At 46.8% G+C, this 26049-nt stretch carries 22 protein-coding genes; 16 read left to right on the forward strand and 6 right to left on the reverse strand.

The genetic code is table 11. The features are described 5' to 3' along the window. The first annotated feature begins 35 nt into the window (after positions 1-35). Positions 36-1460, forward strand: coding sequence for a glycoside hydrolase family 32 protein (locus tag C557_RS0111400; protein WP_018751994.1), 1425 nt, complete (start codon positions 36-38; stop codon positions 1458-1460). A gap of 494 nt (positions 1461-1954) precedes the next feature. Here C557_RS0111400 and C557_RS0111405 read toward each other — a convergent pair whose 3' ends face one another. The 6 genes from C557_RS0111405 to C557_RS0111430 form a co-directional block, all read right to left on the reverse strand. Then, positions 1955-2953 (reverse strand): LacI family DNA-binding transcriptional regulator, encoded by a 999-nt coding sequence (locus C557_RS0111405; RefSeq protein ID WP_026263425.1) that lies wholly within the window; start codon positions 2951-2953, stop codon positions 1955-1957. 47 nt (positions 2954-3000) lie between these two features. Then, positions 3001-4089 carry a glycoside hydrolase family 172 protein gene (locus C557_RS0111410; RefSeq protein ID WP_018751996.1) on the reverse strand — a complete coding sequence of 363 codons (1089 nt, stop codon included), beginning with the start codon at positions 4087-4089 and terminating at the stop codon, positions 3001-3003. 22 nt (positions 4090-4111) lie between these two features. Next, positions 4112-4945 (reverse strand): carbohydrate ABC transporter permease, encoded by an 834-nt coding sequence (locus C557_RS0111415; protein WP_018751997.1) that lies wholly within the window; start codon positions 4943-4945, stop codon positions 4112-4114. 1 nt (position 4946) lies between these two features. Next, entirely contained in the window at positions 4947-5822 is an 876-nt protein-coding gene (locus tag C557_RS0111420; protein ID WP_018751998.1) for a carbohydrate ABC transporter permease, read from the reverse strand. 100 nt (positions 5823-5922) lie between these two features. After that, positions 5923-7263, reverse strand: coding sequence for an ABC transporter substrate-binding protein (locus tag C557_RS0111425; protein WP_018751999.1), 1341 nt, complete (start codon positions 7261-7263; stop codon positions 5923-5925). A gap of 68 nt (positions 7264-7331) precedes the next feature. Continuing rightward, on the reverse strand, positions 7332-8795 hold the full coding sequence (locus tag C557_RS0111430; RefSeq protein WP_018752000.1) for a GH32 C-terminal domain-containing protein: 1464 nt from the start codon (positions 8793-8795) through the stop codon (positions 7332-7334). Positions 8796-9163: 368 nt separating this feature from the next. Between C557_RS0111430 and C557_RS0111435 the strand changes: the two genes are divergently transcribed. The 15 genes from C557_RS0111435 to C557_RS0111505 all read left to right on the forward strand — a co-directional run bounded on the left by C557_RS0111435 (position 9164) and on the right by C557_RS0111505 (position 26008). Beyond that, complete coding sequence (locus C557_RS0111435) at positions 9164-10768, forward strand: response regulator (protein WP_018752001.1); 1605 nt, start codon at positions 9164-9166, stop codon at positions 10766-10768. Positions 10769-10776: 8 nt separating this feature from the next. Further along, positions 10777-12570 (forward strand): sensor histidine kinase, encoded by a 1794-nt coding sequence (locus C557_RS0111440; RefSeq protein ID WP_018752002.1) that lies wholly within the window; start codon positions 10777-10779, stop codon positions 12568-12570. A gap of 113 nt (positions 12571-12683) precedes the next feature. After that, positions 12684-14090 carry an ABC transporter substrate-binding protein gene (locus tag C557_RS0111445; RefSeq protein WP_018752003.1) on the forward strand — a complete coding sequence of 469 codons (1407 nt, stop codon included), beginning with the start codon at positions 12684-12686 and terminating at the stop codon, positions 14088-14090. 116 nt (positions 14091-14206) lie between these two features. Further along, the gene (locus C557_RS0111450) at positions 14207-15106 is read left to right on the forward strand and encodes a carbohydrate ABC transporter permease (RefSeq protein ID WP_240472959.1); all 900 of its coding nucleotides are present in this window, start codon (positions 14207-14209) and stop codon (positions 15104-15106) included. Beyond that, positions 15103-15936: a carbohydrate ABC transporter permease gene (locus tag C557_RS0111455; RefSeq protein ID WP_018752005.1), complete on the forward strand. Its 834-nt coding sequence runs from the start codon at positions 15103-15105 to the stop codon at positions 15934-15936. Before C557_RS0111450 ends, C557_RS0111455 begins: the two co-directional genes overlap by 4 nt. A 376-nt stretch (positions 15937-16312) precedes the next feature. Further along, positions 16313-16978, forward strand: coding sequence for a GntR family transcriptional regulator (locus C557_RS0111460; protein ID WP_018752006.1), 666 nt, complete (start codon positions 16313-16315; stop codon positions 16976-16978). Between the two features lie 52 nt (positions 16979-17030). Then, complete coding sequence (locus tag C557_RS0111465; protein WP_018752007.1) at positions 17031-18074, forward strand: methionine ABC transporter ATP-binding protein; 1044 nt, start codon at positions 17031-17033, stop codon at positions 18072-18074. Beyond that, a complete protein-coding gene (locus C557_RS0111470) occupies positions 18049-18708 on the forward strand; it encodes a methionine ABC transporter permease (RefSeq protein WP_018752008.1) in 660 nt (219 codons plus the stop codon). The genes C557_RS0111465 and C557_RS0111470 overlap by 26 nt, the downstream gene beginning before the upstream one ends. A 29-nt stretch (positions 18709-18737) precedes the next feature. Next, positions 18738-19757 carry a uroporphyrinogen decarboxylase family protein gene (locus tag C557_RS0111475; protein WP_018752009.1) on the forward strand — a complete coding sequence of 340 codons (1020 nt, stop codon included), beginning with the start codon at positions 18738-18740 and terminating at the stop codon, positions 19755-19757. Positions 19758-19768: 11 nt separating this feature from the next. Further along, the gene (locus tag C557_RS0111480) at positions 19769-20599 is read left to right on the forward strand and encodes a MetQ/NlpA family ABC transporter substrate-binding protein (RefSeq protein ID WP_018752010.1); all 831 of its coding nucleotides are present in this window, start codon (positions 19769-19771) and stop codon (positions 20597-20599) included. Positions 20600-20616: 17 nt separating this feature from the next. Next, positions 20617-21423, forward strand: coding sequence for a pyrroline-5-carboxylate reductase (gene proC, locus C557_RS0111485; RefSeq protein WP_018752011.1), 807 nt, complete (start codon positions 20617-20619; stop codon positions 21421-21423). Then, positions 21423-22187 carry a VOC family protein gene (locus C557_RS0111490; protein ID WP_018752012.1) on the forward strand — a complete coding sequence of 255 codons (765 nt, stop codon included), beginning with the start codon at positions 21423-21425 and terminating at the stop codon, positions 22185-22187. Before proC ends, C557_RS0111490 begins: the two co-directional genes overlap by 1 nt. 255 nt (positions 22188-22442) lie before the next feature. After that, on the forward strand, positions 22443-23405 hold the full coding sequence (locus tag C557_RS0111495; protein ID WP_018752013.1) for an ABC transporter permease: 963 nt from the start codon (positions 22443-22445) through the stop codon (positions 23403-23405). Between the two features lie 31 nt (positions 23406-23436). Continuing rightward, entirely contained in the window at positions 23437-24321 is an 885-nt protein-coding gene (locus tag C557_RS0111500; RefSeq protein ID WP_018752014.1) for a carbohydrate ABC transporter permease, read from the forward strand. Between the two features lie 79 nt (positions 24322-24400). Next, on the forward strand, positions 24401-26008 hold the full coding sequence (locus tag C557_RS0111505) for an ABC transporter substrate-binding protein (protein ID WP_018752015.1): 1608 nt from the start codon (positions 24401-24403) through the stop codon (positions 26006-26008). Positions 26009-26049: the final 41 nt, after the last annotated feature.

Here is a 26049-nt window from a genome sequence, read left to right on the forward strand (position 1 = left end):
AACATCAATCAATCCAAAAAGGGAGAGATGAATATATGAAATTATTTTATACGGCGGAAAATGCCAAGATCGGTGATGTCATCCCCTATTATAACGAGGAAGAAAAGAAATTTGATTTATTTTATCTCAAAAATTGGAACGCTGATTACAAAGGATCGGATATTGTCTATGGCTGGCATCGGTTAACTACAGCTGACTTGCTTGAATTTAAGGAACAGCCAAGCGGTATACATGGCGGGACGGGATCGATCATAAAGGTGGATGGCGTTTATCATATGTTTTACTGTACGTTTGAGGACAATCCGCAAAGACAATACGTACGGCATGCGGTAAGTAGTGATTATGAACAATGGACAGATATACCGGAACATCAGTTTACAGCCGATGGTGAGATTTATGCTTTAACCGATTGGCGTGATCCATACGTTTTTTGGAATGAGGAGGAAAATAAGTGGTGGATGCTGCTATCTGCGCGAGAGAATGCCCCAACCGAACGGAATGGATGTGTGGGTCTTTGTGTATCTGAAGATCTTATACATTGGGATTATCGGAAGCCTTTGTATGCCCCTGCCATCCATCAATCGGCTCATGAATGTCCGGATCTCTTTAAAATAGGAGACTGGTATTATCTTGTATATTCTAATTATACCGACGGTTTTTGCACCTACTATCGGATGAGCCGTTCGCTTAATGGTCCGTGGCTGCGACCGGAGGTTGATACCTTTGATGGCCGTGCATTCTATGCGGCTAAGACAGGAACGGATGGGGAAAATCGTTATATCTTCGGATGGAATCCTACGCGCCGCGAGAATGGTTGGAAAATCGATCCGCCAACCGATCTTGGGTCCGATTATCGAACATGGGATTGGGGCGGTGCGATGGTTGTACACAAAATCTTGCAAAACCCGGATGGGACTCTTGGCGTAACGGTACCGGATACGGTCGCATCGGTCGTTCAGAATCCGCAGTCTGTTGAATTAAAGCCTTTACGGGGAGAGTGGAATGTAGTAGGAAATACCGCTTCAGTCATTTCTGAAGGCGGATACGCGAGCTTATTGGGCAGTAAGCTTCCTGAGCTGTGCTGCCTGGAGGCGACGATCCGGTATACCGGGAAACCCACCCGTTTCGGGATTGCATTACAGGTAGATGAGAAGTTTGCTGAAGGGTATTATCTTTGTTTTGAGCCATGGTTTAACCGGCTGGAGTTTCGTTCCGGCCTGCGGATGTACGAGGCGGGAGGAATGATGTTTCCTTATGCTGTGGAGATGGAACGCCCCATCGCGCTTATGCCGGATACACCGTATCAAATAAAGATATTCATTGAAGAATCCGTGATGGTTATGTATATAAACGACCAAACCGCTTTTAGCTCACGCTTGTATAACTACAAAGGGCGTCAATTTGGATTGTTTGTTTCAGACGGAGCAGCAGAGTTTAGTTCGATACGTCTGTTGGGTTAGATGTTAAGATTCGACGTCGAATCCACTTCTCGAACAGCTTCGTCCTGGGAAGACGACTTTTTGAACTATCTCTGTAAGGGCTTATCCGCAAATTTCATGGGATAGGCCCTTCTACTTTGAATCAAACGGCAGGAATAGTTTCTTTCACCGGCCGCGGACATTAAAGATAAGGAAGGGGTTCGGATGAAAGATAAGCTCCGCGAGCACCATCTTGTATTCAGCATATTATATAAACGTTTCCTGCTGATTATCTCTGCCATTCTGATGGCCAGCATCATCTTCGGGGCCTTGCTTTTCCTGCGCAGCCAGCGGTATTATTCGGAAATCATTCCTCTTTTTTCATTATATTCACCCCGGATTGATTCCCGGACGGCGATCTTGCTTGCAGCATTCAGAGCTTGGGATAGTACACAGAATATAATAGAAAAAAACGAGCAGAGGACGATCCTCCCGCTCGTTTTTTTTCTGGTGTTTCTCCTAGGTACAGTCCGATATCAACTGGTGCGTCGCACCATCAGTTCTGTCGAGAAGACCTCTTCGGCAAGTGCAATTGGCTCCGTGTCTGACTCAATTGCCTGAATCATCAGCTTGGAAGCCGCTTCAGCTAATTCATTGATAGGATGTCGAATCGTCGATAGGCTCAATAGCTCGGAGATTGTTGGCATATCATCGACACCCAGAATGGCAAGTTCTTCTGGCACTGCCAGATCCAAATCCTTGCAGGCCTTTAAGGCTCCGATGGCAGTGATATCGTTCAGGCAAAATAGGGCCCGTGGCAGCTGATTGTTCTTGGCCAGATTAATAACAGTGTTATATCCGAAAGCTTCTGTCATATCACCGGTCATCACCGTCGTCAACTTCCCATGCTCCTGCAGCGCATCGCTAGCTCCGTTCAGACGATCGTCGAAGCCAGGAACATGGCCATGCGGATAAGTGAGAATGATCAAGTGCTCATAACCACGGGACAACAAATGTTCAACCCCGAGTTGACCACTTTGGTAGTCGTTGACACGCAGGACATGAGCGCCATAAGCAAGATTATGACGTCCTATAGTAATGACCGGAACATGAAAATCCATTAATTTGGGCATAAATTTCTCAGTATCCATCGTTGCTTTGACAATAATGCCATCGACCATTTGAATATTCATGAAGATCTCTTCGAAATCCAGCAAGATAATTTTATAGCCCAGTGTTTTTAGCTGTTGCTTGATGACTTTGGCAAAATGCAGAAAATATAAATCCTCAAAATAACCTTCTCCATCGTAGATGCTGTCCGACAGGATAAGCCCGATGGTGTGCATTCTACCAGTAATCAAGCTTTTGGCTACCGGGTTTACTTGATAATTTAGTTTCTTGATCGAGAGTCTGATCTTTTCTTTAGTTTCCGAGCCCATCTTTTGGAAGTTTCCATTCAAAAAGTGAGAAACTGTCGTAGGAGATACACCTGCATCTTTTGCCACTTGCACTAAAGTAACCCTTTTTTTTGCCATTTTCGGACCTCTGCTTCTTTTGAATTGCGAGTGCGGCTACCAGTACATTAGCGAGGGCGTCGATCCAATACGCTTGGCAGGGTAGGGAATGCCTGATGAGGCTCGGTCTGATACCAGTAACTCACAGAGCTAATATCATCGCTTCTTTCAAACAAGGCCTTTCCGTCATGCCCGATCTGCTGCACGGTAACCCGTAAATCTTCCTCGAATAAAATAGGGTCAAGAATATGCCAACGATAGAACCCACGCATCGGGCAGGCCGCCCCATCATAAATATGCGCCCTTGTCGTATCCTTTACAGCAAAATAAGGAAAGCCCATAAATGGAGTGGAATAGGTCTGCTCCTCAACGGGGTTGCCGTTATCGTAATTGACAAAACCCCAGGCTCCGCCAAAGTAGTCCTCCGTCCCTGTACCGCAAATCGTTGGCCAGTCCTGATCTCCATCGAGATAAAATTTGACCTCGCCTTCACCATACCAGTATCGAGACAAGGAAGTCCAGGCCATATAGGTACCGATGTACTTCCCTCTTCCTTTAATTCCATCTAAAATAGTATAATCCTGCTTAAGCCGGGTAGGATTTTCACGGCGATATTGAGCATGAAAATATTCTGTATCCTCCGGAAGTTCATCCACCAGCATATAGTCAAATTGATAGAAAAATGCTTCAAGTTCTTGCGGATGCTCATTCGTGACCGTAATCTTGGCTGATTTGTGGAAAGGCATCGCAAAATAACTGTTCATCCCGCCAACCGGGTTAACCACGATGGGAACCGAATTTACAATAGCTCTGGCGCCAAACCCGTTACAGAAAAAGTCGCCGAGTGGAACCTCCACAGATGGAGACTCTTCGCCGTCCCAATACATGCGCAGCACCAGGTCACGCAAAACAAACCATCCTGATTCCGTCTTGTCCGTTACCGTCATCCAGATATGTTGAATTATACCGGGTCCTTCAATATCAACCAGGGTAGCTGTTTCACCCTGAGCTAACGAAATATACGCCTTTCCTTTTCGGGCTACACCCAGAGGGCCGGCGGCTTGTCCGCCCTCCCCCTTCAGGCCGTGCGGGTTTTCCGCTGTAATGGCTCTGCTCTTGCCTTTCATTCTTCCAAAAAGCTGATTCATGGATTGCATTATGGATCTCTCCTTTTTCTTTTTATCCTTTGACTGCTCCGTCAGAGACGCCAGCCATAACGTATTTATTCAGGAACAGGTAAATAATGATAATGGGAATGATACTGATAGAAATAGCTGCAAATGTCTGGCCCCAATCCGTTGCACCAAACGCTCCGATAAATTCTTGGAGCCCGACAGCAATCGTCTTATACTGCTTGTCATTAGTGAATGTGTTGGAGAAAACAAAGTCGTTCCAAATGAGAATAAAGTTGATAGAGGCTACTGTAACCGTCGTATTGATCGTCAGCGGTGAAATAATTTTATAGAACACCTGATAAATATTGCAGCCATCAATGACGGCAGCCTCAATCAGCTCATTGGGAACATAGCTGTAAAAGCTGGTGAAGATTAATATTGACAACGGCAGAGCGAATCCGACCTGGGGCAAGATCAAGGCAAGATAGGAATTTAGCAGTCCGTAGTCTTTGTATATGATGAACAGAGGAATCAAGGTAACTTGAATGGGAATCATGATTCCGACCGTAAAGAACAATAGCAGCTTGGAGTTCATCTTGAAATTCATTTTAACGAGCGCAAATCCTGCCGTTGCACTTAAGAAAATAATTAGCGCCAGGCAGCTAAAGGTAACAATCGCTGTGTTCTTGATGTACAGGAACAGATCACTCTCCTGGAACACGGATGCGTAGTTTGAAAATGACCATGATGTTGGTAGAGAGAAGGGCATGTTTGTCAGTTCAATACTTGATTTGAAGCTGGACAGCATTAGCCAAACAACAGGATAAATCTGAATGACCAGAATGGCAATTACAATAAAATACAGGAGAAGGGTTAAAGCTGTTTTTTTCGATCTCATATCAGGCTTCTCCTTTCCTGGATTTGAATATCGTCCGAATGATTAGTACCGCAAGCAAACTTTCAATAACGATGAATACGGCGATTGCACTGCCATAACCATATTGAATTGTAGAGAATGCCTTCTTGTACATATAAGTCGTAACCAACTCGGTTGTCGAGCCGGGTACACCGATAATATAAGGGATATCAAACCCGCGTAGCGCTCCGGTCGTACACATAATCAGCGCAAGGCTCAATACATGCTTGATGCTTGGCAATTTGATATAGCGAATGAGTTGCCAGCCATTAACGCCGTCAATGGTGGCTGCCTCTTCCACTTCCTTGGGAATGGCAATGAGTGCGGCATAAAAAATAACCATGTACATCCCGGTAAAACGCCAGCCCTCAGGTATAGAGACAGCAATTAACGCCGTGTTTGGATCGGATAGCCATGCGCTTTGCAGATGTCCCAGGCCTATCCATTGCAAGAACATATTCAGTAGGCCAAGGGGTTGTAAGGAATAGAAATTACGGAACATTTGTGCGATAGCGACAGTAACTACAACCGCCGGCAAGTAATACAACGTTCTGAATATACCGCTGCCTTTCTTGACATACGACAGCAATAACGCAAAGAACAGTCCTATAAATACCTGCATGAGCACAACGATGACAACATAAATCAAGTTGTTTTGTACTGAATTCCAGAAATAAGGATCCTGGAACAATTTCACATAGTTGCCCAGCCCAATGTATTTGGCTTCTTGAATTCCGTTCCAATCCTGAAATCCGTAATTCAGTGACTGGATAATCGGGATAAAGACGGTTCCCAAATAAAAGAGCAGGGCAGGGGTAATAAACACCAGCCAAGCTTTTTTGTCCTTGAGTACATTCATAATAGGATCTCTCCATTGTTTCAGATTGGCAAACTCAAAATGTGAATGAACCGCCCGAACCTTGGCAGTCCGGGCGGAAAAGGCTGTCTGAAGTTACTCTTTAGTTGCTGACATTTTGAGCGATGGTATCGTCGACTTGCTTGGCAAATTCCTCAGGGCTAATAACTCCCATAGCCAGCTTCATGATCAAATCGCTCATAATGGAGTTGGAATTGGCGTCCAGCAAAGTGTCCCAAGGCTTGGCAAACTCTGAACCATAGTTGTCCATATCCTTTTTAATCCGCAGGAATAGCTCGGAAAATTTAGACTCGTCCTCAATCGTAAATTTAAGCGGTGACATTTGTTGCTTGGCTACGTATACATCACTGTAGTTCTTTAAGACGTAGCTCAGGAAGTCCTTGGCTGCTCCGTCAAATTTGTCTGCAGTGGCGGCTAGACCAATTCCGCTATTGCCAAAAAATTCGTTATCCGGGGTGCTTGCGTTTGGTATTGTCGGGAGATAGAAGTAGTCAACATTTCCTTTCATATTTTCCGGAAGGTTCTCTTCCAGGAATGAGGAAATCTCCCACGTTCCCATGTTATACATCGCTGCTTCACCATTAAGGAACATGTTCAAGGCTGTTGTGTAATCTGTGGTTGCAAATCCTTTTTGGAAGTACTGCCCGATATTGGATACGAAGTTCGCGGCTTCCATACCAACCTCGTCAGTTACCTTAGCCTTCCCTTGGCTCAGATTGCGAGCAAATTCATTTCCCGTGGCTCTAAACGGAATCATCGCTGCGTAGCGAAGCACAGGCCAGATATCAACTCCGTCTACGGCGATTGGAGTAATGCCTTTATCCTTAAGTGCTTTGCTGACGGTAAGCAGGTCGTCGATGGTTTTGGGAACGCTTAAATTGTTTTCCTCAAAAATTTTCTTATTAAACCAAGTCATCTCAAGATGGTATTCCAAGGGGAGAAGATAGAGACTTCCATCCGGCAGCTCTTGATATTTTAAAGCCGGTTCATAGAACTGATCATATAAGCCCTGCTCATCAAGGAACTGCTTCATATCGACAAGCATACCGGCGTTGGCTAATTCCTGTGCGTATGGATCCGCGTCGGTATCAATAAATTCCGGAACCTCGCCAGAAGCGATAAGTGTTCTGAGCTTGGTCAGATAGGACGGTCTGTCCGCAGTGACCTGAATATCCAATTCAAATCCGGGATGATCTTCCGCATAGCGATCGGCTAGTTCTCTGACAGTTTGGATAATAGCTCCGTTTTCTGGCCGGGCTGTTAACCAGGTAATCGTTGTTCCGTTATTTTCTCCTCCTTCTTTGGGTGTGGCGCTTTCAGCATTTTTGTCGGCTGCACCGCCACAACCGGCGAGAGCGGTTGCAAGCAGTGCGGAGATAGCAATTAGCGAAAATGCCTTAAATATATTCCGTTTTTTGGCCATAATTTAAACTCCTCCATTTTTCTTAATTTCCATTAAGGACCTTTAATTTAATTCACTGATTAAATCGCTTAAGCCTCGGAAGCTACTTTCAAATGAACATTGTGTACGGCAACAGAACCTTCATTGGCAAAAAAGCCAAGATGCCCGTTCTTAAAGTTATAAACCCTTGTTGTCATAGCGATCATGTCGTTCACATAGAGGCATAAAATATCGTCTTCCAAGATCAGCTTGACGGTAATCTGATCATGATTCGCAAAGCTGAACGGACGCTCCAGTTCAATCATTTGCGGCTTGTCGCCGGCAATTTGCCATTGGAAGAAGCCGGGCTCGGTTCTTGGCCACATATCAAATGCAATACGATTGTGAAATGGATCAAACTTGATGAAATAGCCGTTATCAAGTGCTTTGTCAGAGTGCAGTGCTATACCGAAGTCTTTGACTTCTTTCCAATCTGTAAAGACTGCTTCCAGTAATACTTGAGAAGGCAGCTTATTGCATACACAATAAGCAAGTCCATCGGGAGACGCCAGTTCAAAACGGCCTCCATTGGCGATGCATTTATTTTGCACTTCCGAGACAACATCAAGTTCGGTGTCAAAATGATCATAGATCGCTTGCGGCATCCGAACCAGCAGGTCCCCCTCTTCATTTGGATAAGTCTCGTGTACCACCAGGGTACCGGCCCATTCCCAGCTTCCGTAATCATGATTCCCTTTTTTGGAAGGAACCCAACCAAATGCAAATCTTTGCTTACCATCTGAAGCGGTCTTTGCTGCATAAAATCCTCTACCGTCAAAGGTATCTAATACTGGAGATTTGTATACGCCATCATAACTTTTGCTTTTTTTATAATGAGTTACAAATTTCTCACTGAAGGTGGAGTATACCAGGTAATGCCATTCTCCTATTTGGAAATAATCCGGGCATTCCAGGGTAATGTACTTGTCAGGACTGTAAAACGGCTCTTGATATTGCCAGTGTACAAGATCATCGGAAGTGAGCAGTGCAATGCAGCCGCCCTTCTTCTCAGAAGAGTTCATGAGTCTTGAGGTGACAAGCATCCAGTATTGTTGTTGGTCCTTATTGAAAAATACAAAGGGATCGCGCCAATCAAACTTCTCATAGATCACTCCATCTCCATAAAGTTTGAAATCGGGGTCCTTCGTCCAGTGGATCCCATCGGGACCCGTGGCCTTCAGCACAACCTGTAGGGGTTTTCCATTTACACAAAACTCGGGATTGGGATTATGCCCAGTATAAAAAAGGTGATACATCCCGTCTTGATCCTTGATCACGGAGCCTGTGTAGGCATTGCGGTCAGGATCAGCTTCGCCGCCGTTTGGCAGAACTGTGCCGTAATTCTCAAAATCCAGGCCATTTTTGGTAGTGATCAGATTCCACGTCGTATGATTTCCGTAATCTCCACCTACTCTTTGATCATGGAGATAGTACAACTTGTACTCCCCCTGGTCATAAAAAGGGATTACATCTCCGACCCACCCATCTTTTGGTTTGTAAAATACTTTTTTCATTTTGTCATCTCCATTTAGTAAAACGTTTTACAAATATATAATAGCAAAATTTAATCCATTGTCAACGGTTACAATGTTGATTTGTATGAAAAAATAATTGTTGCAAATTTCAATGTGGTAAAACGTTTATCAAAATAGTAAAATAATATGGAAGCACTTACAGCATAAGAGGCCAGCACGTTGGTTTCTTGGGGTCCGTCAGCTTGGATCACCCCGGCCCGGGTTGCGGATATGTTGCTTCTCCGGCAGTTCTTGGGGACATAGGCAATTTTATTGTTCCACCGGGTCTGGTGGATTATACGGGCTTATTTAGGCATTGGCCTTAGGAATTGAGGCGCAATCGACATTGGCCTGAGAAGGGAGAGGGTATGATGCATCATGTGCTGGTAGCGGATGACGAGCCTCGACATCGCCGAGGCATAGCGGAGATGATCAGGACATATCGGCCGGACTATCGGTTGTTCTTGGCCAAGGACGGAGCGGAAGCCTTGCGTATAGCGATGAATACCCGGATTGATATTGTATTCACAGATATTCGGATGCCTAATATGGACGGTCTTACGCTAATTGAGCATCTAAAAGAACATAATGAGTTGATGAAAATTATCATACTCAGCGTATACGGGAACTTTGATTATGCCCGGCAAGCCTTGAAGCTTGGTGCGTTTGATTACTTGCTTAAGCCCTTGGAATTAAAGGATATGACGGAGATGCTGGACAAGCTGGAGGTTGCGATTGCAAAAGAGCGTGAGCTGGTTCAAACACGAGCAAACCTCAATGAGCAGCTCAACTCTTCTCTCCCCGTTTACGAGCAACATCTGCTCAGTCGTTGGATACGTTCAACCGCGGACGAAGATGAACTTCGGGAAGTCAAGCGATTGGTCCCGGAGGGGCAGGTTGGCTTTGTGATCGCCGTCAGAATTTCCGCATCATTTAACAAGTACCTGGACGAGGAATTCACTGAAGTCAAAGCTAGTCTCAAAGAGCGAATGAGTCAGATTGCCCAATCCATCGGGTCAGCTCTATCTTTCTATATGGATGGAGACGAGCCTTTGCTTGTCTCCGTCATCACACCTGTGCATTCCCTGGAGTGGCTGATGAAAAGGGATACGGAACGGTTAACCCGATTGATTGAACAGGCTTATATGGAGTTCGGGCTTACCTTATCTATCGGTGTTGGCGATAGTGTAACTGATCTCTACAGGGATGGAGCCCGCTCTTTCAAACAGGCCATGGATGCGCTGGAATATACCTTTTATTGTGGAACAGGAAAGCTGATTGTCAATATTGAAATCGCTTACAACCCTTTCAAGCCATCATTGGAATCCGTTCTCTCCGAAACCGGGATTGCGGAGGCTGTGGCGATCAGGGATAAGGGGCGGGCGATGGAGGCTCTGAACTTGTTGATCCGGCAACTACTGGAGGGGGACTATCCTTCTCCCACCCACTTGAAGCACAGTATTTTGTATGTTTTAGTCAATTTGGTCAAGGCAAGTGAATTCTCTTTAAGAAGCGAAGAGGCTGGCAACTTTATTTCCGAGATGGAGTTTCAAATCCCGGCTTGCGTTACGCTCGAAGAGGTCAAGGAGAGAGCGGCCCATTATCTCAACCGGATCATTGACAGTATTGAAAACCGCAAAATCCATAAAAATGAGCGAATTATTGCGATGTGCAAAGCATATTTGGCAGATCATTATATGGAGGAGCTTTCTCTCGAACTGGTTGCCAAACGATTCTTTTTCAGCCCTGCCTATTTCAGCAGCCTGTTCAAGTCACAGACCTCAATGACGTTTACCGAGTACGTGTTGCAGCTAAGAATGGAGAAAGCCAAACAGATGCTGGAGAGCGGCAATCGAAAAATTGCAGAGATTGCCTTGAGCGTGGGCTTCAGGGATGCAGGTTACTTCACTCGAGTCTTCAAGCGGGAAACCGGGCTATCGCCGGAGGAATTTCGCAAGAAAGACCTTATGTAGGTGGCGCTATGAGATTAACAAACAAGCTGATCCTGTCTTATATTGTGCTAATTACTCTCCCTCTGGTCACTTTAGGAGCAGGTTCTTTTTATGCCAGTAAAAATATCATGCTTAAGCTGGCTCAAGATAACGTGACAGAAATCGTGCAAAAAAACAATCAGATTATCGACGAACGACTGAAAATTATTCAGGACGATAGTCTTTCCCTGATGGTCGAATGCGATTTGTTTGAAATTTTCGACAACGCTCCTTCATCATCAAGTGAACTGCTCGCAGCGAATAAACGGGTCACGGAAATCTTGAATCGTTACTTTTCCCAATCCAGGGATTTGTACTCGGTGGAGCTTGTGACCCGGGCATATGTTTATGGAAGCAAAGCACGCAATACGTATCCGCCCACCCACTTTTATGATTCCGAGCTGTATAGACAGGCAGCAGCGCAAAAGGGGCGTTTAGCGTGGGTGCCTACTTATGATTACAGCCTGATGCATCAACTGCCTGATCTGGCGCAATCCGATATTGAATATCGCTTTTTATTTTCAGCTGTTCGGCAATTAAACCCTTCCTGTGTGCGGAATGATGTGATTGTGAGGGCCGAAGCAGGCTCGGAAAAGCCGATTCTGGTAATGAACTTTCAGGATCGTCTGTATGCCGATCTTTTTCGGAACAGCATTCCAATTGAAGGCGCCACATTTTTAGTGGTCAGTAAGGAGGGAAGAATTATTTCGCATGAGAATGCGGAGCTCGTGGGGCAGCGCCCGGTTCTTCCCTGGTTGGCTGAAATACAAAATCGCGGCAGTGGAGCCTCCTATATTACAGAGGACGGGCAACAGATGATTGCCTGCTTCGTGACATCAACCGTCACAGGCTGGACTTCGGTGGCACTTATTCCTCCCGATGCGCTGACAAAAGATATCGCTCAAACCATCATCTTTTTTATCCTGACATTAGGTGCTTCGCTCTTGCTGCTCTCACTTTTGTTTGCTTACCTCATCTCCATCAGGATCACCTCGCCGATCAGAAAGCTGCTGCTTGCCATCAAGCGGGTCAGCGGCGGTGACTTCAATGCCAGAATCAAGGTGGAGGACAAGGACGAACTGGGACATGTGCTGCTGAAATTCAACAGTATGAATGAAGAGGTCAAGCAACTGATTGAGGAGAACTATGTGGTCAAGCTAAGAGAGCGTGAAACGGAAATCCTGGCCTTAAATATCCAGCTTAATCCCCATTTCTTATACAATACATTGAATATCATCAACTGGATGGCCCTGTATGGAGAGAAGGACCAGGTTAGCCGGATGGTGGTCAGTCTCTCACGGATGTTGCACTATACGACAGATAATCGTAAGGACTTGATGCCACTATTCAAAGATCTGGGCTGGCTGCGTGATTACATCTCCATTATGTCCAGCCGATTTGAGAACCGCTTTCGGGTTGATTACGACATCGAACCCGAACTGCTGGAGTTCCCGGTACCCAAGCTGTTTCTTCAACCACTCATAGAGAATTCAATCATTCATGGCCTCAGAGATATGGAAAGTGGCGGGCTAATTACGATCTACGGACGTAGGCGGGAGGAGTATATCGAATTTTGTGTGGAGGATAATGGCTGCGGAATGACTCCGGAGCGCTTGCAGGAGGCATTAGCCGACAGCTCATCTCACATTGGAATCAAAAACATTGACAAGCGAATTAAGCTACTTTATGGCCCGGCTTACGGCGTTCATATTGAATCGGTTCCTGAGTTTGGCACGCGAGTCAAGCTGATTATTCCTCAGCATAGTTATAAAGAAAACGGATGAGCGAAAAATCATACAAAAAACGAAAAAACCTCCCATAGGCTTTCATAAAATATAAATTTACAATAAAGGCAGGCGACTGCAGCGCTTACATTGTAAATCAGGGGGAGCGGCATATGGTAGGTCACAAGGGTAAATGGAAGCTCGCATTTATATTTGTCATCATTACGGCTTTATTTGTAACCGCTTGCGGAGTAGAAAGCAGAGACGCAAAGACGAATGAGAGTCGTGAGGGCACTCAAAATAGTGGAACCGCGCAGGATAAGAAGGTAACCTTGAAATTCACATTCTGGGGCAGTCCGGAAGAAAAGAAAGCGGTGGAAGCCGCGATTACGGCGTTCGAACAGAAAAATCCGAATATTAAAGTGGATTCCATGCACATTCCGGGTACAGATTTTCTACAGAAGCTTAATGCAATGATCGCCGGCAATGAAGCGCCTGATGTTAGCTACTCGGCTGCGTGGAAGTTGAAAATGGGCGAAGAAGGCTTGATATACAACTTCTTTGATTTAATGAAGGATGATCCGAGCATCCACAAGGAGGATTATCTGGAATATGCCTGGTGGAACTGGGATCAGGATAAAAGTGCCGGACCTTATCAGGCATCCGTCGTTCCTTCCCTGATGTATAACGCCGACATGTTTGAGGAGGCGGGAGTGGAGCTTCCTCCTATAAAGGCAGAGGAGGCCTGGACCTGGGATGAATTTGTGGAAGTGGCCAAGAAGCTGACGGTTGACCGCAATGGCAACCATCCGGACGACCCGGAGTTCGATCCGAAGAACATTAAGCAATATGGCGTCAAGCTGAGCCTTGGCTGGTCGTCTTATATGCCTATGGTTCTGTCAAATGGCGGGGATTATTTAACAGCGGACGGAAAGGAGCTGGGTCTTGCTCAACCGGAAGCGACTGAGGCGCTACAAAAAATAGCCGATCTGATCAATGTGCATCATGTCTCGCCATCACCGATCCAGGCTAGCAGTATTCCTGCACCAGCTACGGCGTTGCAGTCTAAAAAGGTAGCGATGATCATTGATGGAAGTTGGAATCATCTTGATTTGAGCAAAACCAATATCAACTGGGGCGTTGGCGTACTTCCCGTGATTAAGGACTACAAAACCTTTTTTCTCGGCGGTTCTCTGATCATTTTCAAAAGCTCTGAGCATCCGAAGGAAGCCTGGGAGTTCACCAAGTTTTTGACGGACCCTCAGAACGTGCTTGATTTGCACCAGGGCTTGTGGATGCCGCAGCTTAATAAATGGTATGAGGATCCGGAATTGATTGACAAGTGGGCAAGTGAGGAGCTTCCGGGCAGACCAGCCGGATTTCAAGACGCTGTGATGCGGTCCACCTACGAGCATGCGGAGCCATCGCCGGAGAACAATGTCAAGAATTTCGTTGAAATCGATGCCGCAGTTTCTGCCGCATTGGACCAGGTTTGGCTTGGTGAGAAAACAGCCGAACAGGCCATGAAGGAAGTGGAAACGAAAGTGAAGTCGCTGGTACAAGGCACTTATTTGAAATAACGAGCGTCTGTCCGAAGGAGGCGCACGAGGTTTAAAGTGTTGCCTGCCTTCGGGCAAACGTTCCAACGAAGGGGAATTTGCTTATGGAAGTCGTCTCTTCCCGTACCGGGATCGGCATGCGCAGGAAACATCGCTCCCGGAGCGAGCTTTCCGGTTGGCTGTTTGCCTCGCCGGCCATTTTGGGATTGCTTATTTTTACACTTGGGCCGATGGTTTACAGTTTGTATATGAGTTTTACCGATTATACCGGCTCGAACTCACCGACCTTTATCGGGCTTGATAATTATAAGCGAATGTTTAGTGGTGAAGACCAATATTTTTACAAGTCATTGGGTGTTACGTTTTATTTCGTTATTTTGAGTGTGCCTAGCGGGATTATCTACTCCTTTCTGCTGGCTATTCTTTTAAATCAGAACATCAAAGGAAAGGCCATTTTTCGCACCATCTTCTACCTGCCATCGATCGTGCCGGTCATTGCTATTTCGTTCATCTGGTTATGGTTGCTTAACCCTGATCTGGGTCTGGCTAACGAACTGCTCCGGTCTCTGGGTCTTCCGGGAAGTCAATGGATTTTTGGAGAGAAATCGGTAGTGCCTTCCTTAGCTTTAATGAACCTGTGGACTACTGGCGGAACAATGATTATTTTTCTGGCGGGATTACAGGATATTCCCCGCTCATTGTATGAAGCCATTGAGATGGATGGGGGAACAAGGCTTGCCAAGCTACGGCATATTACAATTCCCTTGATGACACCGACGATTTTCTTTAATTTGATCATGGGGATTATCAACGGCTTTCAGGTGTTCTCGCAGGCTTATGTTATGACCAATGGCGGGCCAAACAATGCCAGCTTGTTTTATGTATTTTATCTGTACCGGGAGGCGTTCCAGTTCTCGCGAATGGGGAGTGCAAGTGCCATTGCCTGGGTGTTGTTCGTTATTATTATGGTATTAACCTACATTGTGTTCAAGACATCAAATAGATGGGTTTACTATGAGGGAGATGGTACGCGATGAGAGCCAAGGTTTGGTTAGGAAAGGGACTAATCTATCTGGTACTGACAGCCGGGGCCATCTTCAGTTTGCTGCCGCTGGTCTGGCTGATCCGCAGTTCACTGATGAATATGGGGCAAATTTTTGAATTGCCGCCAGTGTGGATTCCCCGGCCCATTCAATTTTCCAATTACACTGAAGCGCTGACCATACTTCCCTTTGGTCAATATTTTGTCAATACGGCCATCATTGTCATCTTTTCGGTACTGGGCGTTATAGTTACCAGCTCGATCAGTGCCTATAGCTTTGCTCGGATGAAGTGGAGAGGCAAGAACCTGGTATTTGGGCTGTTGCTCTCCAGCATGATGCTGCCGTACGCCGTTACGCTTATTCCGACATTTGTCGGCTGGAGCCAAGTGGGTCTGACCAATTCTTTTATTCCGCTCATTGCACCAGCCTGGCTTGGTGGAGGAGCGTTTAACATCTTCTTGCTTCGCCAGTTTTATCTGAGTATTCCCCGGGATCTGGATGAAGCGGCTTATGTAGACGGTGCTGGACACTTGCGGATTTTTCGGTCGATCATTCTGCCATTGACCAAACCTGCTTTAATTGTCGTTGGCTTATTTTCCTTTCTAGCTGCTTGGAATGACTTTTTGGGTCCGCTGGTTTATCTGAATGATGAGACCAAGTATACATTGGCTCTGGGATTACAACAGTTTAAAGGGATGTATTCAGCCGAGTGGCATTTGATGATGGCAGCCGCTACCGTCGTGCTTCTTCCTGCCATTATCGTATTTTTCATCGGTCAACGCTATTTCATTGAAGGCATTACGTTAACAGGCATCAAAGCCTGAATTTGAATATCGGGCGAACAGCAGCGATTAATCCGGGGCATGCATGCCTATGGATATGTCGCTGCTCTTTTTAATGCCTGTAATCCTGATATGGCAAGGCTAATTCCGATAAAAAGAAGGGATTACATCTACTGTTTCCCCTCTGTGAGTAGATTTCTCCCTTGCTATATTAGCAAGTGTTTTTTGGACAGCCTCACTTTAGGACGCCCTCTCTATTTGTATTTTCAATGCAATTTTTCATTCCTTAAAAACCTACTTGACTAGTTGGAATAATAGGAATATAGTATAAAAAAGCTTTTACATAGGGTTCTAAATAAATTGTATACAATTGTACAATTCCCCTCGAGATTATCAAAGAGGAGATGGATAGCGAGTGATGAGATCACGAAGGTTGTCAAAGGACAATGCTTATTATGAATTAAAGCAAAAAATTATAGATAGCGAGCTGAAGCCGAATCAAGCTGTACATGAAGAGAATTTGGCAGCATTGCTCGGGGTCAGCCGCACACCGTTAAGGGAGGCCATACAGAGGCTGGAGCATGAGGATTTTCTCGTTCGACAGCCCAATGGGAGACTGAGGGTTGCTTCCATAACGGCTAAAGAGGCCGAAGAGGTTTTTCTTGTTCGCAGCATGCTTGAAGGCTATATTGCGAGGAATGCGGCGAAGCATGCCACCGATGAGGATGTGCAAAAATTAACAGCAATTCTTGAGAATCTAAAACGGTCCTTCCAGCTAGGCGATAATCAGAACTTTGTATCCTATGGCTTTGAATTTCATGATTATTTATCAAAAATGAGCGAGCTTGTCGTTTTCGAGAAGGTTTTGAATCAATTAAGAGGCCACTCGCTTCGCTACTGTCGATTTGTTTCCTTGCACGGAGATTGGACAAAGCAGGCGGATGAAGAACATGGCTTAATCCTGCAAATGATAGCTGACAGAAATGAAGACGGCGCTGAGAAAGCCATGCGAGAGCATATTACAGGCAGTCTGTCTATAGCAATAGAGACAATAAGAGGAATAGAAGAAGACAAGGAGACATGAGTGCAAGCGCAGGCTTCATCCTAACTTTAGAAAATGATTGAGGGGAACCAACATGATTGAATTAAAGAATGTGTCCAAGACGTTCACTCGGAAAGGAACCACGATCGAGGCTCTGAAGGGAGTCAGCCTAAAGGTTGAAAAGGGCGATATCTTCGGGGTAATCGGCTATAGCGGCGCCGGAAAAAGCACATTAATTCGTCTCGTCAACTATCTGGAACGACCGACTGAAGGACAAGTCCTGGTAAATGGGCGCGACTTGGGAACCTACAGCGATAAAGAGCTGCGCCTGGTCAAGAAAAATATAGGGATGATCTTTCAGCATTTCAACCTGCTGGAGTCGAAGAAAGTGTTTGATAATGTAGCGATTCCCCTCGTCCTGCTAAAAAAGAGCAAAAGCGAGATCCGTCAGCGGGTGCAGGAGCTGCTGGAGTTCGTGGGATTAAGCGACAAGGCGGGGAGCTATCCGAGCGAGCTGTCCGGGGGACAGAAGCAGCGGGTTGGCATCGCCCGAGCGCTGGCCTCGAATCCGTCGATTCTCTTGTGTGACGAAGCCACCTCCGCGCTTGATCCGCAGACCACGCAATCTATTTTGCAGCTTTTAAAAAGAATCAATGCGGAATATAACATCACGGTCATGATCATTACCCATGAAATGTCTGTCATTCAAGAAATCTGCAACAAGGTAGCGGTGATGGAGGAGGGGCGAATTATCGAGCAAGGGAGCGTGCTGGAGGTGTTTGGCCATCCTCGGCATGAGACCACGAAGAATTTTGTGAAGACCGTGGTTCAGACCAGCATGACGCCTAGTGTTGAGCAATCATTAAAGGCAGAGCATGGAAGCCTGCTCTACAAGCTTCACTTTGTGGGCAGAAGTGCTTCCGAGCCGATTCTCTATGAGATGATCCGTTCCTTCGAGATCAAGGTCAATATCCTGTTTGCCAATATGACTGAAATTCAAGAGACAACGTTGGGAACAGCGATCATCCAATTGTCGGGTGATCGACAGACGGCAAAGGATGCCCTGGCATTTTTAATACAGCATGGAGTCAGTGTGGAGGAGGTAGAGTCGCATGTTTTCGACCGCAATCACGAGTGAACAATTTTTGAAGGCCATTGTAGAGACGATTCAGATGGTGGGGGTCTCTCTTTTCGTGGGTTCCTTAATCGGGATTCCCTTGGGAATATTACTAGTCACAACCCGCCCGGGCGGCGTACTGGAGAACAATTCGCTCTATGCCATCCTGAATCCGATCATCAACATCGTTCGCTCCCTGCCCTTCATTATTTTGCTGGTCGCTATTACTCCATTTACCCGGCTGATCGTTCACACCTCGATTGGGACGAGCGCGGCGATCGTACCGCTGATCATCTATATCGCGCCTTATATTGCCCGGTTAGTAGAGAACTCTCTGCTTGAGGTGAACCCGGGAATTCTTGAAGCCGCCGAGGCTATGGGGGCGACGCCCTTGCAGGTGATCTGGTATTTCTTGCTGCCGGAAGCCGTGGGCTCATTAATTCTGTCGCTGACCACAGCAACGATCGGCTTGATCGGGGCAACCGCCATGGCCGGAACCGTGGGCGGCGGGGGAGTGGGAGACTTGGCGATCGTATACGGCTATCAACGCTTTGACACTGTAGTCGTGGTAACCACCGTGATCATACTTGTCATTTTAGTCCAGGGAATACAGTCTTTAGGAAATATGCTGGCGAGAAAAATTCGCCGTTATTAAATAACAACAGATAAGGGAGAGACCTACAATTGAGTAACTGGAGCAAGCAAGATCGATTCCATGCCCTGTTATCCGGAGAGCGGGCGGACCGTCCTATAGTCAGCGGGTGGCGCCATTTTATTGACAAGGAACAGAATGCGGAGGATTTGGCGGACATTACGATTTCATTTACGAAAAAATACGATTGGGATTGGGTCAAAATTAATCCGAGAGCGACTTACTTGGCGGAAGCCTGGGGCAATCAATATGATTTTACCGATTATCAAACCGTATTTCCCCGGCAGAAATCAACGGTGATCCCAGTGGCGGAAAGCCTGTGGGAGCTTGAGGTAAAGAAGGCGGCTCGGACGCCATCCCTGCAGGAGCATCTGGAGGCAGTTAGGAAGGTACGTCAAGGGTTACCCGATACCCCGCTAATTCAGACGGTCTTCTCCCCCTTAACGGTGCTGCTGTTCATTGTGGGACGATCGGCTTATGTAACCAAGACGGTATTCGGGATCGAGCAGCCCGTTACTTTGGACTCGTTGTTCAAGGAGCACCGGGCGGCCGCTCACCACGCGCTGCATGCCATCGCATTAACCTTGGCCGATTATGTGCAAGAGCTGCGGCAGGCCGGCTCGGACGGCTTGTTCTACGCGGTGACCGGCACGGCGCATCCGGGATTGTTTGATGAAGCCAGGTTTGATGAGTTCTCCAGACCCTATGATTCCATCGTTCTTGAGGCCGCCAGCTATGGCAAGAATATTCTTCACACCTGCGGCGCCCATTCGCAGCCGGAGAAATTCAATGACTACCGCATTGACGGGATCAGCTGGGATACTGCGGCCGAAGGCAATCCAGGTCTGGATGCGAACCTCAAAGCTACTAAAGTAGGCGGGGTTGATCATGAATTGTTCGCCGCAAACGATATTGCACAGATTCGCAAGCAAGCGAAGGAAGCTTTGACATTAATGAAGGACCAACCGTTTATTCTCTCGCCTAATTGTGCCATTCCATTGAATGTAACCGATGAGGCGTTGGAGCAATTTAAAAATATAATATTGGAATAGGAGATGGGTGTATGAAAAAGCTCATGTTGGTTATGTTGATCGGTGTTCTGGCGGTGCTGACGGCTTGCGGCAGCAAACAAGCGGACGAAGGCGGAGATAAGAAGAAGCTCACGGTCGGGTTTGGCGTCGGCACCTATGAGGAGCAGTTCCGGCAATCAATTTTGCCTATTCTGGAGAAGCAGGGCTATACTGTGGATATCAAAACCTTCTCGCAAAATATGCAGGTCAATCCAGCGATGAAGGAAGGCTCCATTGACGCAAGCGTGTTCCAAAGCACCGCCTATATGGAAGCAATCAACGACGAAATCGGCGCGGACATGGTAGGGATTGCTTATGTTCCGGGTGCGCCGCAAGGTCTGTACTCTGTCAACCATACTTCGCTGGATGAGGTTAAGGACGGCACCACAGTAGCTGTTCCTAACGATCCGGTCAATCAGGAGCGCGCCCTTCGCATCCTGGAGGAGCTGGGCTGGATCAAGATTAAAGAAGGAGCAGGAGTTGCTGATTTCAACATCAATAGTATGGAGCCGGACAAGTTTAATATCGATATTAAGATTTTGGACCCGGCACAAATTCTGGTATCGCTTCAAGATGTGGATTATGGGGTTGTAAACGGCAATTACATTGCCAATGCGCCGGACAGAAAGATTACTGATGCGCTTAAAATCGAAAATACACCGATGCAGCATAGAATCATCGTGTCGATTAACAAAAAAGATGAGAACACGCAATGGGCAAAGGATTTGAAGGCCGCCTATGAATCGAAAGAGTTCGAGGAATACATCCTCGCGCAGGACAAATATGATGGCTTTATTCTGCCGGAAGCATGGGCGAACAACTAACGAAGGAAGTGGCCGACATGACAAGAAGAATTCATTTTATTGGCGGCGGACAGATGGCGGAAGCGATCATTCGGGCATGTATTGCCAAAAATACGCTGTCCGCAGAGCAGATCAGTGTATCCGATATTAACGAGGCGCGCCTCCAGCTGTTAAAGACCAAGTACGGCGTGAATACGGAGGACAGGCAGGAGCAAACCCTCTCCACCGCAGCGTTAATCGTGTTGGCGGTTCGTCCCCAGGATGATTTGGCAGCACTTGGGCACATCGTACAGCAATTTGCCCCGCCGTCAGCCGTGATCGTGTCGATTGTAGCGGGCGTGACGATCCAGCAGCTGGGCGGCTACTTTGGCGCTGAACGCCCGATCGTCCGGGTCATCCCGAATACGTTGACCGATACGGGATATGGCTATAGCGGCGTAGCCTTGAATGCGTTCGCTGCCCGGGAGCAGGTTGAAGATTTTCTGCTTGGCTTCGGCAAGGTACAATACCTGGAGGAATCGCTGATCGACGTCTTCACCGGATTTGGCGTAGCTGGACCTAACTATATCTATTACTTCATCGAGTCGCTTGCAGATGCCGGCGTGCTTGCCGGACTGCCGCGGGAGCAGGCGTGGAAGGTAACACTGGAGAATATGCTGGGCGCAGTTGCAATGCTGCAGCAGACCGGCCTGCATCCGAGACAATTGCTTGATATTAACAACTCGCCCGGCGGAGTGGGGATTAACGGCCTGTATGAGCTGAACAACAGCGATTTCGCGGCCGGATTGCAAAGAAGCGTCCTGGCGGCTGTGAAGCGGACCACAGAGCTGGGAGTGAAGAAATAATGGCAAATTTCAAATGGGATCATCTGGTGCATTACATGAATGATCTGGACAAGCCGGTGGAGCTATTTAAAGAGTACGGTTTGAGAGCCTCCAAGGGAGGCGCTCACAAGGCTTGGGGAACCTATAATGCCTTAAGTTACTTTGGGTTAACTTATATTGAATTCCTTGGCATTGAGAACCTGGAATTAGCCAAGGCAACCGAGCATAATGTGGTAGTGAGAGATGCGGTCAAGGCTCTTCCCGATCATGAGGCTTTAAGTCGGGTTGTGCTGCGGACGGATGATATTGAAGGGGCGGCTGCTTTGCTAAAGACGGCGGGACTAACGTTGTCCCCGATCATCGATGGGCGGCGTCTGGATCAGGAAGGTAGATTAATAGAGTGGCGAATGCTGACTATCGATGGCGACTTCCAGGGCCTGGTCTACCCATTTATCATTCAATGGAGCGGGAATGATGAGAAAAGGCTGGCGCGCCTGTCCGCTTCCGGCGTCATCCGTCCTCACTCTTCGGGACAAGCAGCCATCGCAAAGGCTGTATTCCGCGTCACCGATCCCATAGCTGTTGCTGCCCATTGGGGAGCGTTATTTCAACTGCCTGTTATAAGAGCGGACGCTGAACAAGCTGCTTTGAAAATTGGAGATCAGTCCTTTGACTTCGTGCAGGGAGACGAGAATCAGTTCAAACAGGTCATTATTGAAACAGATTCAGCGGTCTTACAAGGGAAAACCCTGCGGATTGGTGAAGGAGAATATGTCTTTGTTTGATCGTTGATGTCTATCAATCAAGCGGGTATCCAATCAGGCTAGAGGTTGAATTAATCTTACTGGAATCGCCCTTTTTCTGACTGCCGGGTCAGAGGAAGGGCGATTTTTATTGCCCGAGTCCAAAAAAACCTACATATCGTACTAAAAAACACCCCGTTTTTGAATGCAAATGCCAGTGTTATAGTTGAAGTGCCCGCAAGGGATACTTAACAATTCAGAACATGCGAAATTGATCGCTATAGGAGGCTGGCAGGTGTGGAGAGTGGAACAGCGGTGCAAACCCGTATAAAGAGACGCAAAGAAAGCTCAGGTTTTGTCGATGAGATGAGAAAGAACTACTTGCTATATTTGATGGCTTTGCCTGGTATAGCCGTTATCTTTATCTTCGCTTATTTACCGATGGGAGGGCTTGTGATTGCCTTTCAGGATTTCAATCCCATCAAGGGGATTACCGGAAGCGAGTTTGTTGGCTTCTCCAATTTCCGTTTTTTTGTAGAATCGAACGATACCCTTAAAGTTATTGCCAATACGCTATTTCTGAACTTGTTATTCATTTTCTGCGGTATGATGGTGTCCGTCCTGATCGCGGTCATGTTCTCGGAGATTGCCGGCAAGTGGTTCAAGCGAGTGACTCAAACCCTGGTTACACTGCCGAATTTTCTCTCTTGGACCGTCATTTCCATGTTCTCGGTATCATTGCTTTCTTACGATACCGGTATGATTAACAAGTTTTTGGGCTTGTTCGGCATGGAACCGATTTCATTTTATAGTGAACCTGGCTACTGGCCGTTAATTCTGGTGCTGTTGAAGATCTGGCAAGGCGCGGGCTTCGGTTCGATTGTCTATCTGGCAACGATTACCGGCATCAACCCGGATATTTATGAATCCGCATCCATTGATGGAGCAAGCCGTTGGCACAAAATCCGGTTCATCACCTTGCCGCTTTTGAAGCCTACCATTATATTGATGCTGCTTCTGGCCATGGGCGGGATCTTCTACGGAGATTTCGGAATGATCTATGCCTTGGTTGGGCGGAACGTCTCTCTTTATCCGACCACGGATGTCATCGATACTTATGTCTATCGTGCGCTGATGGATTTAGGAGATATGAGTATGGCAGCCGCAGTAGGCTTTTTCCAATCGGTCGTGGGCTTCATCTTAGTATTCAGTGTGAATATGATAGCGAGAAAATTCAGTCCGGAATCGGCACTGTTCTAACCCCCAATCTTCAATTAAGGTAGGTGTAAAAATGACTATTAAGGAATCAAGGGGAGATCGACTGCTCAAAATCGCCATGTACGTCTTCCTGATTATGTTTGCCATGTATTGTCTCTTTCCGTTTATAACTGTGGTCAGCAGCTCTTTTTCTACGGAAAACAGCATTTTGAAATATGGCTACTCCATCTGGCCCAGAGAATTTTCGCTGGATGCGTACAAGCTGATTTTTAAGGATGCTACGATTTACAGATCCTATGCCGTAACGATTTTTGTGACTGTAGTCGGCACGGCACTGGCCATGCTCTTTACCTGTTCGTTAGCCTATCCGTTGTCGCTGAAGCATCTGAAATACAGAAACGCCATTAACTTCTATGTCTACTTCACGATGCTGTTTAATGGCGGTCTTGTGGCCAGCTACCTGCTGATCAGCAAGTACCTGGGGATGTCGGATACGATCTGGGTGCTGATTATTCCGGCACTGGTCAGTCCCTGGAATATGTTCCTGATGCGGAATTTCTTCAAGTCCATCGATGAGTCGCTGGCGGAATCAGCCAAGATCGACGGAGCTAACGATATTTATATTATGTTTCGGATTATCCTGCCCATCTCGATGCCGGCGATCGCCACGGTCGGATTATTTTACGCACTGGCTTTCTGGAATAAATGGTTTGAGGCTATGCTTTATATCTCTGACGAAAATCTTTGGCCACTGCAATATTTGATTATGCGCATCATGAACAATACGCAGTTTGCAGCCGAACTGGCTTCAAAGGTGAGTCTGCCTAACTATGTGGTGCCTACACTGACAACACGATTGGCTACGACGGTGGTGACGATTGGCCCGATTATTTTCCTTTATCCATTCCTTCAGAAGTATTTTGTCAAGGGACTGATGGTGGGAGCGGTTAAGGGCTGACATGTATGTGTTATTTTCAACTAAATTCGCCTAACAGGCAGTTTAGCATAGAAACATAGGAAGAAAGGGAGGTATTGAAATGAAAAGCAAACTTAAATTTACTGCTTCGTTAGTAGTATTTGCTTTACTGGTAGGTTCCCTGGTCGGATGCTCCGGCTCCAATGGAGCCGCTTCTTCGCCAAAAGCCGAGGGCTCCAGCACTGCTCTCGACCCGACTACGCTCAAAGTCATGTTATTTGGTGATAAGCCAGTCGATATGGACAAGGTTTTGAACGAATTTGAGAGCCGGACCAAGGATACGCTGAATACACAGCTCAATATCGAATTTAATCCGGCCTCCGATCACAATCAGAAAACCAAGCTGAAGCTGGCGGCGGGCGAGGCCATCGACCTGATGTTCGATGCGCCATGGATGAACTTGAATCAGAACATCTCACAAGGGTTTTATCATGAACTGGATAAATATTTTAATAACGATGATTATCCCGGACTTAAGAAAGCGTTCTCAGAAGAATTCCTGAATGCTAACAAGATTAATGGCCATCTCTATGCCATCCCGATTACCAATATGTACTACGATTCCGAGGTGGTGTATATTCGCAAGGATCTGCGGGAGAAGTATGGCATGGAGCCTGTTCAGTCGTACGATGACTTGAAAACCTACCTGGACAATGTGAAAAAGAATGAGCCAAGTATGATTCCGTTTGCTCTAATGGGGGATCGTGGCTTCTTCAAAATGTTTGGCACAGAGGATAAGCAGACACAATTGCGTGCTGAGCCTTACTCCATTGCCGGAACAGGGGTTAACTTCAATCTGATCCTGTCGGATGACGGCAAACAGGTGCTGGGTGCGACAACACTGGGTGATCCGGCAGAGGAATATGCGAAATATCCGGCGCCGTTCAACGATGCTGAATATTTCTACGACTCAAATGATATCAAGGTGGAATGGAACCAGTATGTTCAGAAGGATGTGCTTAACGAGAAGGACCCCGCCGCTTTGTTCGTAAGCGGCAAATCAGCGGCCAACGAGAGCACGATCAACGCCTTCGCAAGTATGAGAGATCGGCTCAAGAGCGCTGTTCCGGGCGCCGAGCTGGAGTTCTTCGTATATAACTCTAAAATCCGCGGTTTGGAGAAGGAAGCGATCGGCACGGAGTACAAGGCCTGGAACTATCTTGTTGTCCCGGCTACCTCCAAAAATGTGGACCGTACCATGAAATTTCTGGACTGGTTGTTCGGCAGCCAGGAGAACCATGACTTGTTCGAGCTTGGTATTGAAGGTACTCATTGGGAGAAATCAGGAGATCGTAATTACAAGACGACAGCTAACACCCAAAATTATGCTTTCCCGGGTTATGAGCTAACCTGGAATCCAACATTGTCCCGGATTAATGCGGAGAACAGTGACGAGGCCTTGAAGATCATTAATTATCAAACTGAAGACAGCACTTACTATAAGCTGCCGCTGACCGGCTTTGTGTTCAATACGGAACCGGTCAAGACAGAGATTGCGAAGATTCAGCCAAAGGCCGCCGAGCTGGATCCGATTTTGAAGAATGGTCTTGAAAAAAATTGGCGTCAAAGCGCCGAGAAGCTCAATAAGGAGCTGCGCAATCTGGGATTGGAAAACGTTCGCGCCGAACTGGTGAAGCAAGCCCAGGAGTTTCTGGATCACAATCAGTAATAGCTGTATAGAAACTGTCCCATACGAGTTAGCCCGGACCT

It is taken from the genome of Paenibacillus sanguinis 2301083 = DSM 16941 (assembly GCF_000374825.1).
Taxonomy (GTDB): Bacteria; Bacillota; Bacilli; order Paenibacillales; family Paenibacillaceae; genus Fontibacillus; species Fontibacillus sanguinis.

What these genes read in the sequence shown, in the direction of transcription:
- C557_RS0111500 (WP_018752014.1), top strand. Translation starts at nt 23,437, where the DNA reads ATGACTATTAAGGAATCAAGGGGAGATCGACTGCTCAAAATCGCCATG.
- C557_RS0111400 (WP_018751994.1), top strand. Translation starts at nt 36, where the DNA reads ATGAAATTATTTTATACGGCGGAAAATGCCAAGATCGGTGATGTCATC.
- C557_RS0111465 (WP_018752007.1), top strand. Translation starts at nt 17,031, where the DNA reads ATGATTGAATTAAAGAATGTGTCCAAGACGTTCACTCGGAAAGGAACC.
- C557_RS0111430 (WP_018752000.1), bottom strand. Translation starts at nt 8,795, where the DNA reads ATGAAAAAAGTATTTTACAAACCAAAAGATGGGTGGGTCGGAGATGTA.
- C557_RS0111415 (WP_018751997.1), bottom strand. Translation starts at nt 4,945, where the DNA reads ATGAGATCGAAAAAAACAGCTTTAACCCTTCTCCTGTATTTTATTGTA.
- C557_RS0111410 (WP_018751996.1), bottom strand. Translation starts at nt 4,089, where the DNA reads ATGCAATCCATGAATCAGCTTTTTGGAAGAATGAAAGGCAAGAGCAGA.
- C557_RS0111455 (WP_018752005.1), top strand. Translation starts at nt 15,103, where the DNA reads ATGAGAGCCAAGGTTTGGTTAGGAAAGGGACTAATCTATCTGGTACTG.
- C557_RS0111470 (WP_018752008.1), top strand. Translation starts at nt 18,049, where the DNA reads ATGTTTTCGACCGCAATCACGAGTGAACAATTTTTGAAGGCCATTGTA.
- C557_RS0111450 (WP_240472959.1), top strand. Translation starts at nt 14,207, where the DNA reads ATGCGCAGGAAACATCGCTCCCGGAGCGAGCTTTCCGGTTGGCTGTTT.
- C557_RS0111440 (WP_018752002.1), top strand. Translation starts at nt 10,777, where the DNA reads ATGAGATTAACAAACAAGCTGATCCTGTCTTATATTGTGCTAATTACT.
- proC (WP_018752011.1), top strand. Translation starts at nt 20,617, where the DNA reads ATGACAAGAAGAATTCATTTTATTGGCGGCGGACAGATGGCGGAAGCG.
- C557_RS0111435 (WP_018752001.1), top strand. Translation starts at nt 9,164, where the DNA reads ATGATGCATCATGTGCTGGTAGCGGATGACGAGCCTCGACATCGCCGA.
- C557_RS0111490 (WP_018752012.1), top strand. Translation starts at nt 21,423, where the DNA reads ATGGCAAATTTCAAATGGGATCATCTGGTGCATTACATGAATGATCTG.
- C557_RS0111505 (WP_018752015.1), top strand. Translation starts at nt 24,401, where the DNA reads ATGAAAAGCAAACTTAAATTTACTGCTTCGTTAGTAGTATTTGCTTTA.
- C557_RS0111460 (WP_018752006.1), top strand. Translation starts at nt 16,313, where the DNA reads ATGAGATCACGAAGGTTGTCAAAGGACAATGCTTATTATGAATTAAAG.
- C557_RS0111480 (WP_018752010.1), top strand. Translation starts at nt 19,769, where the DNA reads ATGAAAAAGCTCATGTTGGTTATGTTGATCGGTGTTCTGGCGGTGCTG.
- C557_RS0111420 (WP_018751998.1), bottom strand. Translation starts at nt 5,822, where the DNA reads ATGAATGTACTCAAGGACAAAAAAGCTTGGCTGGTGTTTATTACCCCT.
- C557_RS0111445 (WP_018752003.1), top strand. Translation starts at nt 12,684, where the DNA reads ATGGTAGGTCACAAGGGTAAATGGAAGCTCGCATTTATATTTGTCATC.
- C557_RS0111425 (WP_018751999.1), bottom strand. Translation starts at nt 7,263, where the DNA reads ATGGCCAAAAAACGGAATATATTTAAGGCATTTTCGCTAATTGCTATC.
- C557_RS0111405 (WP_026263425.1), bottom strand. Translation starts at nt 2,953, where the DNA reads ATGGCAAAAAAAAGGGTTACTTTAGTGCAAGTGGCAAAAGATGCAGGT.